Source organism: Pseudomonas sp. SIMBA_068 (assembly GCF_046534705.1).
Classification (GTDB): Bacteria; Pseudomonadota; Gammaproteobacteria; order Pseudomonadales; family Pseudomonadaceae; genus Aquipseudomonas; species Aquipseudomonas putida.
On the sequence record NZ_JAWRYI010000007.1, the window covers coordinates 51,952 to 64,607 of the forward strand.

A 12,656-nucleotide genomic window follows, 5' to 3' on the forward strand; every position below is an offset into this window, starting at 1 on the left:
ATGAACCTGAATGCCGAGCAACTGGCCGCGTTACGCCAGGCCGCGCACTGGTTCAGCCAGCTCAACAGCGGTGAGGTGCAGGCCAGTGATTACTCGGCCTGGCAGCTGTGGCTGAATGCGACGCCCGTCAATGCCTGGGCCTGGCAGCAGGCAGAGCGCCTGCAAACGCGCATGGCAGCCAGCGAAAACCCAGCGTCTGCACGCGTACTGGCGCTGGCAGCCCACGGCCGGAACGCCAGCCGTCGGCGGGTGGTCAAGGCTGGCTTGATACTGCTGGGGGGCGGCGCGCTGGGCCTGGGGGGATACCGGGAGGTCAAGCAGTCTCCACTGCTGGCAGACGTGCGCACCGGCGTGGGCGAACAGCGTTCGCTGATGCTGAGCAATGGCACTGCGCTGATCCTCAATACCGCCTCTGCAGTCGATGTGGATGACACCCTCGGCCCTGCACGCTTGCTGCTGCGCCAAGGTGAAGTCATGGTCACGGTACCAGCGCGCCAGCATTGCACGGTCAGCACCCGAAACGGCACGGTCGAGGCAGGCGAAAGCCGCTTCGCCCTGCGTTTGTTCGATGACGGCAGCAGCCTGGAGGTATTTGCCCGGGAGGCGCGTGTAACCCTGAGCTCGGGCCAGGCCCTGCTGGTAAACAGCGGGGAGCGTTGTCGGTTCAATGACCAAGGCTTCGCCGCGCTGGAAACCGTCCCCGTGGCCGCAGATGCGTGGGGCCGGGGGTTGCTGATCGTGAATGACCAGCGCCTCGACGCGTTCATCAGCAACCTTTCACGCTACCGCCCGGGCTGGCTGCGCTGCACACCAGCCGTGGCAGGCCTGCGCATCAGCGGCACCTACCGGCTCGACGATACCGACCAGATACTGCGCGCGCTGACCACCTCACTGCCGGTGCAGGTACAGGTGCGTACGCGTTTTTGGGTCACCATCACGGCGGCGTAAAAAAATGCTGAGCGCCTGATCACTTTGCCAGGGCTTATCCGACTCATAGGTATCCCGACTTTTACCTATCAGAGAAACGCGACGATGACCTGCCGCTTCAACACCAGGCCTTTCACTGCGCCAGGCCTGCGCACCTGCCTGCTGCTGACTGCACTGCTCGCGGGGCCTGGCGCTGCCAGCGCCGCGCAAGCCCATGACTACCACCTACCGCAGGGCGACCTTGGCGAAACGCTTACCCGGTTCGCTGCCGAGTCTGGCATCGTGTTGTCTTTCGACACCCACTGGACGCGCGGTAAACGTTCGCCTGCCCTCGAGGGGCGCTATGACGTCGACCAAGCCTTGCAGATTCTGCTCAGTGGCACCGGGTTGCAGGCCACTCGGGAAAGCGATGGGCGCTACTCGCTGCTGTCAAGCACCCCACGGGGCGATGCGCTGGAGTTGGCCCCCAGCCGTGTCGATGCGCTGGGGCTGGGTAACGTCACCGAGGGTACCGGCGCCTACACCACCGGCGGTTCTACCAGCGCAACCAAGCTGCCGCTGACCCTGCGCGAAACGCCGCAGTCGGTCAGCGTGATCACCCGCCAGGTGATCGACGACCATGGCTCGCAAGACATCGGCGACGTGCTGCGCAACACCCCCGGGGTTTCGGTCCAGGCTTACGACAGCGAACGCATGGAGTACTCCGCACGCGGGTTTGCCATTACCAACTACCAGTACGATGGCATCAACACCATCTACGACGGCGTCTACGATGAGGGCGTGACCCACGTCGACATGGCCGCCTACGACCGCATCGAAGTCATCAAGGGTGCGACCGGCCTGATGACCGGCTCTGGCGACCCCTCGGCGACGGTCAACCTGGTGCGCAAGAAGCCCACCCACGACTTCAAGGCGTCGATCACCGCCAGCGCAGGGTCCTGGGACAACTACCGTACCGAAGGTGATATTTCGGGTTCGCTCAACGACAGCGGTAGCGTACGCGGCCGCCTGGTGGGTGCCTACCAGGACCGCAAGTCGTACCTGGACCACTACAAGCAGAAAAAGGATGTCTACTACGGCATTCTTGAAGCCGACCTGACGCCAGACACCCTGCTCACCTTCGGCATCGACAACCAGGCCACCACCCCGCGCGGCTCGTCCTGGACAGGTAACCCGACTTACTTTTCCGACGGTAGCCGCACCGATTTCTCGCGAGCGCACAACCCGGCGGCAGACTGGAGCCGTCGCGACTTCGAGTCAACCACCTACTTCAGCTCGCTGGAGCAGGCACTGGCCAACAACTGGAAGGTCAAGCTCAGCCTCAACCACATGATCAGCGACCATGACACGCGCCTGGCGTCTGCCAGCGGCGGCAACCCAAACCCGGCAACCGGCGAGGGCATGTTCCTGTACTGGGGGCGTTGGGAAGGTCACCGCGTGCAAAACACCGCCGACGTGAATATTTCCGGCCCGTTCACCCTGTTCGGCCGCGAGAACGACCTGGTGGCAGGCTTCATGACCTCGCATTCGAAGCAGACCGGCGATACCTACGACGGCAGCGCGTTCGCCATGGTGCCCGGCTCCATCTTCGACTGGAATGGCAAATTGCCGGAACAGAACTTCCCGAAAAACGGCGACTACACCACCACGCAAAGCCAGAACGGCGCCTACGTGGCCACCCGTTTGAGGCCGACCGACAAGCTTTCGCTCATCCTCGGCACCCGGGTCAGTACCTTCAAGTACAACGATGATCAGGACTATTACCCAACGTCTTCGTTGAGCGACACCCACGCAAGCTACAAGGAACACGGGGTGGTCACCCCTTATGCGGGCGTGGTCTATGACCTGGACGACACCTACTCGGTGTATGCCAGCTACACGTCGATCTATCAGCCGCAGGTTTACAAGGACATCAACGGCGCCACCCTCGCCCCCGTCGAAGGTGACGGCTATGAAGCCGGGCTGAAGGCTGCCTGGTTCGACGGCAGGCTGAACGGCACCCTGGCGTTCTTCCGCATCGAGCAAGACAACGTCGCCTCCAACATCGGCACCAACCCGGTGACCAACGAAGGCATCTACAAGGCCATCGACGGCGCCACCACCAAGGGCGTCGAACTGGAGCTGGCCGGCGAACTGGCACCCGGCTGGAACGTCACCGCCGGCTACACATACGCCCGTACCCGCGACGCCGACGACCAACGGATTTTCGGCTTCCCTCTGGCAACCACCAAGCCTGAGCACGTAGTGCGGCTGTTCAACACCTACCGCCTGCCTGGCGCATTCGACCAGGTGACCGTGGGCGGTGGGCTGCGCTGGCAGAGCGGCTTCTACGGCAACATCTACAGCCCGATCGCCAACGACTATACCCGCATCAAACAAGGCGGCTACACCCTGGTGGACCTGATGGCCCGCTATCAGTACAGCGAGCACTTGAGCTTCACGGTCAATGCCAACAACGTGTTCGACAAGGTCTACCTGACCGGGCTTGGCAACTTCGATACCACGTACTACGGCGAGCCACGCAACATGATGGTGACGACGCGCTGGGACTTCTAGAGCTACTGCCTTGTGCTGCCGGCGATGGGCCGCAAAGCGGCCCTGATTGCTTAACCGGCCGGTGTCAGAGCTACCCTGCCTGCACGATGATCTGGCTTTGCAGGTCGCGGATCATTGCCTCCAGCGCCGGTTTCATGGCCGTGAAGTCCTCCGGCGAGCAGACTACATCCGGGTGGCTGAACTTGAAACGCCGCTCCACCAACACTGCGTTGCCCTCTTGGGAATAGCGCGCACTGTAGTCGACATTGCCGTCATGCAGCTTCACAGGTTTCGGGATTGCCAGCACGTTGACCTGGGCGGGGAACTCGAAGCGCGAGGTCTCCACCGTGTCGTTGCCAATGCACACGAAGCTCTGGCTGCGTTCCTTCTCCAGGGTGAAGCTGTAGACGTTCTGCGAGATACCGCCCGCCAGGCTGGTAAGGGTCGCCACACCCACCGGCCCCGGCAGGTTGACCAGGTTTTCCGTGTGCCCATCCACATTGCTGACAAAGTCGCCGTTGGCGGTGGGCGGCTCGATCTTGATCGAACCACTGCCACGCTGCCCATAGGCGGCCAGCACCCTTTCGACCAGCATTTCCCGGTCTTCCGGTTTCATCAACTTCAAGCCGAAGCGGCTCATCTCGCTGGCCCAGCCCTTCACCGTCGAAACATTGGTGAAGTCGGCACCGCCATCGGCCTTGACCTTGAACAGCAAGTCACTGGAAACCTGGTTCAGTTGCATGGCCGGGGTTTTGCCAAACTCACCAGTGGCAGTCAGCAGCACTCGCTTGTTCAGCACGGTCAAGGGCAGGTAACCGGCAGCAACCGATGGGTCAGTCGAGTCCAGGTACAAGTCCAGGCCCGGCACATAGGTGATCACATGGTTCAGCACACCCAAGGTCGGCACTTTGGGGAACACATAGGCAGTGCCCTGGTTCACCAGCGCCGGGGTGCTTTTGATGCCTGCCGCGCCCAGCAGCGCCTCCAGCAGCGCAACATGGTCCTTGCAGTCCCCGTAGCGGTTGTCCAGTACGGTTTGCGCGGCATGCGGTACCACCCCGCCAGCGCCGACGTACACCGCCACATAGCGGATGTTCTCGCGTACCCAGTCACTGAGGGTCAGCGCCTTTTCCCGCGCGGTGGGCAAGCCGGCCGTCAGGCGCTTCGCCAGTTCACTGATATGCGGAGTGACCTCGACCGTGGCCCTGGCCTGGTAGGCCTGGGCGAAGTCCTTGAAGCCGGAGAACGTCGAAACCGCCAGGTAGTGGCCGTAGTCCAGGTACGACACTGCACCTGTCTCGATCCGCGCCCGCGCCGCCGGTACATAGTCCCAGCGATACACCGTGCGCCCTTCCCCGCTGGCGGGTGACGACGCCTTGAAACCACGGGCATCGGCCTGCAGCGGCATGCCCTGGGGCAGGTCGTAGGTCAGCGAAAACTGCCCGACCGGGTAGAACTGCGGCACGGTGATGTCTTCGAACTGCCCAGGGAAAAGCGGCGTAGCGCGGTTACGTTGATAACGCAGCACCAGCCGGTCCCCCACCGCAACCTCGGGGAAGATGACCACCTTGTTGACCGAGTCCTGGAACATCGGCGCCTGCGCAGAAGCCTGCTCCTGCTGCTCCTTGATGTGCGCGGCATCCACCTGCACTTTGCGACCGTCGGGCTTTTGCGTGTAGGCCTCGACCACTTCCAGTGTCTCCAGCGAACGGTTGTAGCTTAACGGGTGCTGGGCATTGGTCTTGATGGCGCGTTCTTCGTTGATCAGCATGACGCTGTCGACATCAAGACGGAAGCTGCCGTCCTTCTGCACGACGAACGTCTGCGCGACCTTTTCCAGGGTGATTGAACGGTCGATACCATCGGTAAAGGCGTGGGCAAGGCCCGCCCAGAGCATTGTGACAGGCAGCAGAACAGCTGCCAGGTTTGGCTTTTTAAGCATGGAGATCCTTCTCGATCAGCGGAATGCAATCAACAATGATACGCATTGGCACTGCATGATGGCAAAGTGACAATATTGCCTAGCGTTGCCCCGCCAGTTCGGCCAGCACTTCAGCCGAGGTCGTGACCTGGCGGAAGTGATGCTGCCACAGTTCGATACCCAGCTTGGCCGACCGGTCCAGCGAAGACCCTACCGTCATGTCCGTCACCAGGGTGGGCGTCAGCCCCGCATCGAACAGGGCAAAGCCAGCGGCCAGCACACAGGTTTCGGTCTGCAGCCCACACACCAGCACCCGCTCCACACCCAGTTGCCTGATGTACTCGATGGCTTCGGCGCTCTGCCCGTAGCCATGCTTGATGAACACCTGGTCGGCCTCGACCAGGCTTTCGTCCTCGGCCGCCGGGTGCCAGCCGAGCTGCCGCTCGAACGGCGTGACCTGTTCGTCGTGCAACTCGACCGAGGCAATGGTAGGAATGTTCGCTGACAACCGCCGCAAGCCATCGACCAGCCACTCGGGCGGGCTGAAGGTGGACTGGACATCGACGATGAGCAAAACCTGGCGCATAGCGTTCTCCCGCCATTGGCAAAATGGCGCGGAGTATACCGCGTGGCGCGGGGGCTTGATCACCAGTCGTAGGTCATCTCTACCGACGCAACCCGCTCCTGTCCGTAATAGCAGCCAAACGCATAGTTGCAGTCGGATACGTACTCGCGATCGAAGATGTTTTGCACATTCACGCTGGCCTGCAGGCCGCGCAGGCTTGGGTCGAGCTTGGCAAGGTCGTAGCTGACGGTGGCGTCATACACGGCATAAGCCGGTACTTCGAAGGTATTGGCCGAGTTACCCTGTTTGCGGCCGGTGTAACGTGCGCCGGCGCCAAACGTCAGGCCATTGAGAGTGGCCTGGGTGAAGTGGTAATCCACCCACAATGTGGCAGACACCGGGGCCTGCGCCTCGTTGCGGTTGCCCTGGTCGCCATAGGTGCTCTTGGTATAGAACGAGTCGATGTAGGTGGCAGCGGCCAGTACATCGACATTCTCGATGCTGGATTTGAGTTCTAGCTCCACCCCACGCGAGCGCACCTCGCCATTTTGCGCCTGGTACTGCGGGTACTCGGTATCACCCGTCAGCATGTTCTTCTGTTTCACCTGGAACACCGAAGCCGTGAACAAGGTGCCGTCGACTGGCTGGTACTTCAGCCCCACCTCGTATTGCTCGCCTTCGCTTGGCTCGAACGCCTTGCCGCCGCGCTCGGGCGCTGCCGTGCCCACGGTGGGCAAGAACGACTGGGAATAGCTGACATACGGCGCCAGGCCAAACTCGGTGACATAGGTCAGGCCGATGCGCCCGGTGAACTTGGTGTCGCGCTGGGAGGCAATGCTGTGCGCCAGCAGGTCCTTGTTGTCGACTTCCGCCCAGTCCTGGCGTCCGCCTACCGTCAGGATCCAGTTGTCCAGCTTGATCTGGTCCTGCACGTACAGCCCCGTCTGGCGCAGGGTGTTGTCCCAACGGGTATCCAGCACCGGCGTTACATTGCTGGTGGGGTAGTTGTTCTTGCCATACAGGTCGACCGGCAACACGTTGTAGGCGTTGTAACCATCGTACTTGCGCGAGAAGTGACGGTAGTCCGCGCCGGCCAGCAAAGTGTGCCGCAGTGCGCCCGTGTCAAAGGTGTACTCCAGGTTGTTATCGATGGTGTAGGCGATGTTGTGCTGGCGCCAGTCAAGCTTGACCCGGTTGGCGCGGGTGTAGTCGACCACATCGCCATCCGTCACAAAGCTGCGCAGGTAGAAGCCCTTGTAGCGGTCGCGCACATCGGTGTATCGCGCCGTTGAGCGCCAGGCCAGGTCTTCGTTGAAACGGTGGCTGAAGTCATAGCCAAAAATATACTGGTTGCGCTTGTAATCGTTGTACCGCGAGTCCCCTGAAAAGAAGTCCCGGTCGATATGCTGGCCTGTCGGGCCACGCTTGAGCGAGCCGATCATCGGCAACGTCTGATAATCGGGCAGGCCATCATCACGCTGGATTTGTGCGAGCAGCGTCAGGGACGTGTCTTCGTTTGGCGCCCAGGTCAGGCTCGGCGCCAGCAACAAGCGCTCGCTGTGCGAGTGAGCGACCATCTCGTTGCCTTTGTCGGCGACGCCGACCAGGCGATAGGTAAACGCCTTCTGCTCGTCCAGCGGGCCGCTGGTATCGAAGGCACCGTTGACCCTGTTGTAGCTGCCAGCGCCAAGTTTCACCTGGCTACGCTGCTCGCGGGTGGGGCGCTTGGAGACCATGTTGATCAGCCCGCCCGGCTGGTTTTGCCCGTACAGCACCGAAGAAGGGCCTTTGAGCACTTCGATACGCTCCAGCGTGTAGGGGTCGATCTGAGGTGCGCCCCCAAGGCTACCGGCATAGGGCAGGTACGCGCCATCCAGGTAGAGCGGGGTCGGGGCAAACCCGCGGCTGGTGATTTCGTCGGCAATGCTGTTGCGATCGGTAAAGCCGCCGGTAGCCAGGCCCGGGGTGTAGCGCAGCGCCTGGGTCAGGTTGCGCGCGCCCTGGGCTTGCACTTGGTCGGCGGTGACCACGTTGATGGCCTGGGGGATCTCCAGGATGGGCGTGTCAGTCTTGGTGCCGGTGGCACTGCGGCTGGCAACGTAGCCATTCACCGGCCCATAGGCGGACTCCACGGCCGCGCCGGTCACGCTGGTGGTATCAAGCTGCAGGGTCGAATCGTCACCGACCATGGGCAGCAGCGAGTAGCTGCCATTGGCCTGCTTCAATACCTGCAACCGGTTACCCGCCAGCAACTGGCGCAGGCCGGCATCGGGGCTGTAGCGGCCATGCAGGCCGGGCGACTTCAGCGCCTGCACCGAAGACGGTTCAAAGGACACCGTTACCCCCGCTGCCGAAGCAAATTGGGTAAGCGCCGTGGCCAGCGGGCCGGCGGCGATATCAAACGAAGCTTCAGCCTGGCTTTGCGCAACCGCAGGGCTGGCGACCATCACCGTTGCCAATGGCGCGGCCAGCGCCACACTGAACAATGCGCGATGCACTGCACGCGCCAGTCTGGTTTTGGTCGAGTTGATCAAGAGGATGCGGTTGCAATCGTTGACAGCGAGCATGCGGTTTCCTTTCGCCCTGCGGCAGTTTTTTCATTGCGCTTGGTGCGCGTCTACCTACAAGTCGAACGAGAACGACAATCGATAACCCCCCAGGCAAAAAAAATCGCCAGCCTTCAGGCCATGACACTCAATCAAGCATTTTGGGGCCGCGTTGCGGCCCATCGCCGGCATCACGCTTCAGGCAGCCTCGACGCGCGTCCAGTAGCGGCTGAAGCGACGAATGCGCACAGGCAGCGTGGTGGTCAGGTTTTGCAGGACGATATCGATGTCGCCCAAGTGAAAGGCCCCGGACAGTCGCAACCCGCCCACGGCCTCATCGCAGCCCAGGTACCCGGGCCGATACCGCTGCAGCTCGCTCACCACATCGGCGAGGCGCCAGTCATCCACGATCAACATCTCGCGGGACCAGGCGTCTGCCATCACCGCTAGCGGTGTCACGTTGCCCATCTTTTCGGTGCTGAATTGCAACTGTTGCCCGGCCTCTACCCGCACAGCCGCCATGCTCTGTGCACTGCGCACTTGCACCGCATGCTGCAGCACGCACACCCGCGTAACGTCGGCGTCGCAGCGCACGATAAAACGCGTACCCAGTGCGCGGACACTCCCCTGGCCGGTATGCACGATGAACGGGCGGGATAATGCATCCGATGCGGTCTGCACCAGGATCTCCCCTTTCAGCAACTCAAGTGCGCGCCACTGGCCGTCGTAGCGAATATCAACAGCAGTGTCGGTGTTCAATTGCAACTGGCTGCCATCGTCCAGCCGCAACGAACGCTGCTCGCCAACGCCTGTACGCACGTCGGCCATCAACCGCGCAACGCCGCCATCACGCAACACCACACCGCCTGTCGCGCCCGTGACCAACAACAGCGACAACACCTTGAGCACCTCACGCCGCTTGGCCCTGGCACTGCTTAACGTCGGCCGTGCAATACCGGGTGTGACCTGCGCCAGCTTGCCCTGCAAGCGTGCCAGGCGCTCCCAGGCCTGCAGGTGTCGCGGGTCACTCAACAACCAGCGCTGATGCGCCGCTCGCGTGCTGTCATCCGCTTGGCAGCGCAGCTCGACATACCAGCGTGCGGCAGCCTCCAGGGTATTGCGGTCCAACGGTTCAGCCCCCGCCATCGTTCACGCCTCGGCCAGCATCAGGCAATGGGTCAGCGCCCGCACTGCATGCTTTTTGACGGTAGTGAGCGAAACATCCAGGCGCCGCGCGATTTCCACATAGCTCAGGCCATCGAGCTGGGCCATCAGGAAGATCTCGCGGGGGCGCGTGCCCAGGCCATCGAGTAGCCGATCGATTTCCAGCAGGGTCTCGATAATCAGCAGGCGCGCCTCGGGCGAAACCTCTACAGGCTCGGGCCGTGCCGCCAGGGTTTCCAGGTAGGCCTGCTCCACGGCACGGCGCCGGAACATGTCGATCATCAGGCTACGGGCGACACTGCTCAGGTACGCCCGCGGCTGTTGCAGCTCCGCGGCCTTGCGCAGGGTCAGCACCCGTATGAACGTGTCTTGGGCCAGGTCGGCCGCATGCTCCATGCACCCGAGCTTGCTGCGCAGCCAGCCGCACAGCCAGGAATGATGGTCCTCGTAGAGCGTGTGCACGGCTTTTTGCAGGGAAGGGTCAGCACAGGACATGGTAGAACCGATCAGGGCGTCTTTAGTAATGACTCTCATTTAACCCGAGTCTGACCGGATTTCGCAAGCCACTGACATCAGCTACGGCCATCCACTGCTTGACGACGTCAGCTTTCCATCGACCAGCGTGGTCGCCCGCGTAAACGCTGTAAGTGGTTGCTTACCGACAAGGGCTAGGACGCCGAGGCGCTAGCCGGGCAACCCATCATCCCCATGCGCTCGATGAAGCGCATCGTACAGATGCCTAGCAGTTCTGCTAGGTAGACAGCGTGGGACAACTGGGCAAGGATAATAGTCAAGTACAGGGAGCTTTCAGGGAGCCCAACCCATGCCGACGAACCCGGATACCGTACTTTCCTTCTACCGTAATGACGCACCGGATCGTCTGACAGCGTGTAGGCCATCGAAGCAGGCGAACATTCAACGCTTTTACCAGAAAAGCCGCCTGGCCACCGAGGTACAAGGCTTGCTGACGCGTTCGATCTTCCAGCACGACGATCAACTGTTGGCCGAGCATCAGAGCCAGGGCGATGGGATTAAATCGACCTTGCTCGCTACCGATCAGCAACGCTCGGGGTTAAATGTACTCGACGCAATGCAGCTTCATACCCTTGTGTACACACCTTATGGCCACCGAACAGCGGAAGGCGACTTACTGAGCATGCTGGGCTTCAATGGAGAATGTCCAGACCCGGTAACCGGGCATTACGTATTGGGTAATGGATACCGAGCGTTTAATCCGGTATTGATGCGTTTCAACAGTCCTGACAGTTGGAGTCCGTTTGGTAATGGGGGGTTAAATTTATATGCGTATTGCCTAGGTGATCCCATTAACTATAGCGACCCAACGGGCCACTCAAAATTTACGGAATTTATAAATACTCTTACCCAGTGGGCAGGTAATGCGGCCGCGAAACTGCGATTATCGTCGAGATCCAGTTCCACTGGCAAAGGGCACATGCAGAGCGATGTCGGACAAAAGCCACTACCTAAACTCGACCATATGCCATGGCATGTTCAGCGTAAAATAATCGGGCAATTGTCTAGCCAAGATGCACTCAGTCTCGCCGGAACCTCCAGATCATTGAAAGCCTCTGTATACCAGGCGTCAGAGGCAAATTTTGCCATTGCGTTTAACCAAGAACCACGTCAAGGCTTGATAAAACACGTTAAAGATAAGCCAAATTCGCCCGTTTTCTATCATCAAATCACCGTAATTGACAAAGCTGGGACCGGCCAATTAATGGGGGTCCTGCCGCGTGAAGCTGTGAATTCAAACTTTTCTCCTAAAACTATTCGAGAGAACTGGCCGCATCCAGAGGCAAGGATTAGAAACGGGAAATTTGTTCGTTTTGGCGGTGTAGTCGTTTAAGCATCGTATTTGATTTAATCAAGCTGTACGAGCATTTCTTGGCAGTATGGGAAACCAAGTTTTTCAGCAAGGCCCAAGAATACTGAGTCGACGGTACGAATGGGTAACCCGGCTCAGTTCCACGCTGCCAAGGTTTCTCCCTGGCAAAAGAACGTTCTCAAGTGCTCGACAAAACACGACACCTTGGCCGACAGGTTCAGGCGCTCCAGGTACACCGCATAGATATCCGCAGGCGGGGTGTGGTAATCACCCAGCACTTCCACCAGCCGCCCACTGCGCAGGTGGTCAGCCAGGTTCCACTCGGCCCGCATCAGGATGCCCTGCCCATCGAGGGCCCAGTTCAGGGCGACCTCGCCATCGTTTGTGCTCAGGCTGCCGCGCACTTTCACCGACTCGCTCTGCTTGCCACGGCTGAGCCGCCAGATGCCGAACGCGGCATCGTTCTGGCGCAACACGATGCAGTTGTGGCTGGCCAGGTCTTTTGGCGCTTCTGGGGTGCCGTGGGCCTCCAGGTAAGCGGGCGCCGCGCACAACCGGCGGCGGTTGGCAGCGATCTTGCGGGCGATCAGACGCGAATCAGGTAGCTCACCAAAGCGGATGGCCACATCGATAGCGTCGTTCGGCAGGGCGATTGGGCGGTCGGTGAGGTGCAACTGCACCTCCACCTCGGGGTAGCGCCTGGCAAACGACGACACTGCCGGCCCCACATGCGTACGACCAAAACCCAGCGGTGCATTGACCCGTAGCAGGCCCTTGGGCTCGGCACGGCTGCTGGAAACCTGGCGCTCCATTTCCTCGATCTCACCCAGTATCCGCCGGGCATTCACCAGGTAGGTCTCGCCCTCGGCGGTAAGGCTGATGCTGCGTGTTGTGCGGTTAAGCAAACGCACACCCAGGCGCTGTTCCAGCTGCGCCAGGCGCTTGGAGACTGCAGGCGGCGTCAGGTTCAGTTCGCGCGCAGTACCCGCCAGGCTGCCCACCCTGATCAGCTGGGTGAAGAACGCCAGCTCCGATACCGGATTCATAATTAACCTGAGGGAAACAATGAGTTGAATTTCATTGTATTACAGCATTTTTGAAAAACCATTACCTTTTGCCCTGCGTGATTAACCACAAAGAAGCTGGGCTTTT

The 12,656-nt window shown here is 60.8% G+C and carries 9 protein-coding genes and 1 pseudogene; 4 read left to right on the plus strand and 6 right to left on the minus strand.

Going from position 1 to position 12,656, the window contains the following annotated elements; all coding sequences use genetic code 11:
• Nucleotides 1-948: a FecR domain-containing protein gene (locus tag SB756_RS17115; RefSeq protein WP_410911205.1), complete on the plus strand. Its 948-nt coding sequence runs from the start codon at nt 1-3 to the stop codon at nt 946-948.
• Between the two features lie 84 nt (nt 949-1,032).
• Nucleotides 1,033-3,483, plus strand: a complete 2,451-nt coding sequence (locus SB756_RS17120; protein WP_410911206.1) for a TonB-dependent siderophore receptor — start codon at nt 1,033-1,035, stop codon at nt 3,481-3,483.
• Between the two features lie 70 nt (nt 3,484-3,553).
• Here SB756_RS17120 and SB756_RS17125 read toward each other — a convergent pair whose 3' ends face one another.
• The 5 genes from SB756_RS17125 to SB756_RS17145 all read right to left on the minus strand — a co-directional run bounded on the left by SB756_RS17125 (nt 3,554) and on the right by SB756_RS17145 (nt 10,153).
• The gene (locus SB756_RS17125; RefSeq protein WP_410911207.1) at nt 3,554-5,404 is read right to left on the minus strand and encodes a DUF3857 domain-containing transglutaminase family protein; all 1,851 of its coding nucleotides are present in this window, start codon (nt 5,402-5,404) and stop codon (nt 3,554-3,556) included.
• 79 nt (nt 5,405-5,483) lie between these two features.
• The gene (locus tag SB756_RS17130; protein ID WP_016500361.1) at nt 5,484-5,969 is read right to left on the minus strand and encodes an isochorismatase family cysteine hydrolase; all 486 of its coding nucleotides are present in this window, start codon (nt 5,967-5,969) and stop codon (nt 5,484-5,486) included.
• A 59-nt stretch (nt 5,970-6,028) separates the two neighbouring features.
• Entirely contained in the window at nt 6,029-8,515 is a 2,487-nt protein-coding gene (locus tag SB756_RS17135) for a TonB-dependent siderophore receptor (RefSeq protein WP_410911208.1), read from the minus strand.
• A 177-nt stretch (nt 8,516-8,692) separates the two neighbouring features.
• On the minus strand, nt 8,693-9,640 hold the full coding sequence (locus tag SB756_RS17140) for a FecR domain-containing protein (RefSeq protein WP_341798285.1): 948 nt from the start codon (nt 9,638-9,640) through the stop codon (nt 8,693-8,695).
• A gap of 3 nt (nt 9,641-9,643) precedes the next feature.
• Nucleotides 9,644-10,153, minus strand: coding sequence for a sigma-70 family RNA polymerase sigma factor (locus SB756_RS17145; protein WP_341798870.1), 510 nt, complete (start codon nt 10,151-10,153; stop codon nt 9,644-9,646).
• A gap of 67 nt (nt 10,154-10,220) precedes the next feature.
• Here SB756_RS17145 and SB756_RS17150 point away from each other — a divergent pair.
• A pseudogene (locus SB756_RS17150) lies at nt 10,221-10,327 on the plus strand (IS5/IS1182 family transposase); the annotation flags it as partial.
• 154 nt (nt 10,328-10,481) lie between these two features.
• Nucleotides 10,482-11,525 carry an RHS repeat-associated core domain-containing protein gene (locus SB756_RS17155; protein ID WP_341798284.1) on the plus strand — a complete coding sequence of 348 codons (1,044 nt, stop codon included), beginning with the start codon at nt 10,482-10,484 and terminating at the stop codon, nt 11,523-11,525.
• Between the two features lie 113 nt (nt 11,526-11,638).
• Here SB756_RS17155 and SB756_RS17160 read toward each other — a convergent pair whose 3' ends face one another.
• Nucleotides 11,639-12,550: a LysR substrate-binding domain-containing protein gene (locus SB756_RS17160; protein ID WP_341798283.1), complete on the minus strand. Its 912-nt coding sequence runs from the start codon at nt 12,548-12,550 to the stop codon at nt 11,639-11,641.
• Nucleotides 12,551-12,656: the final 106 nt, after the last annotated feature.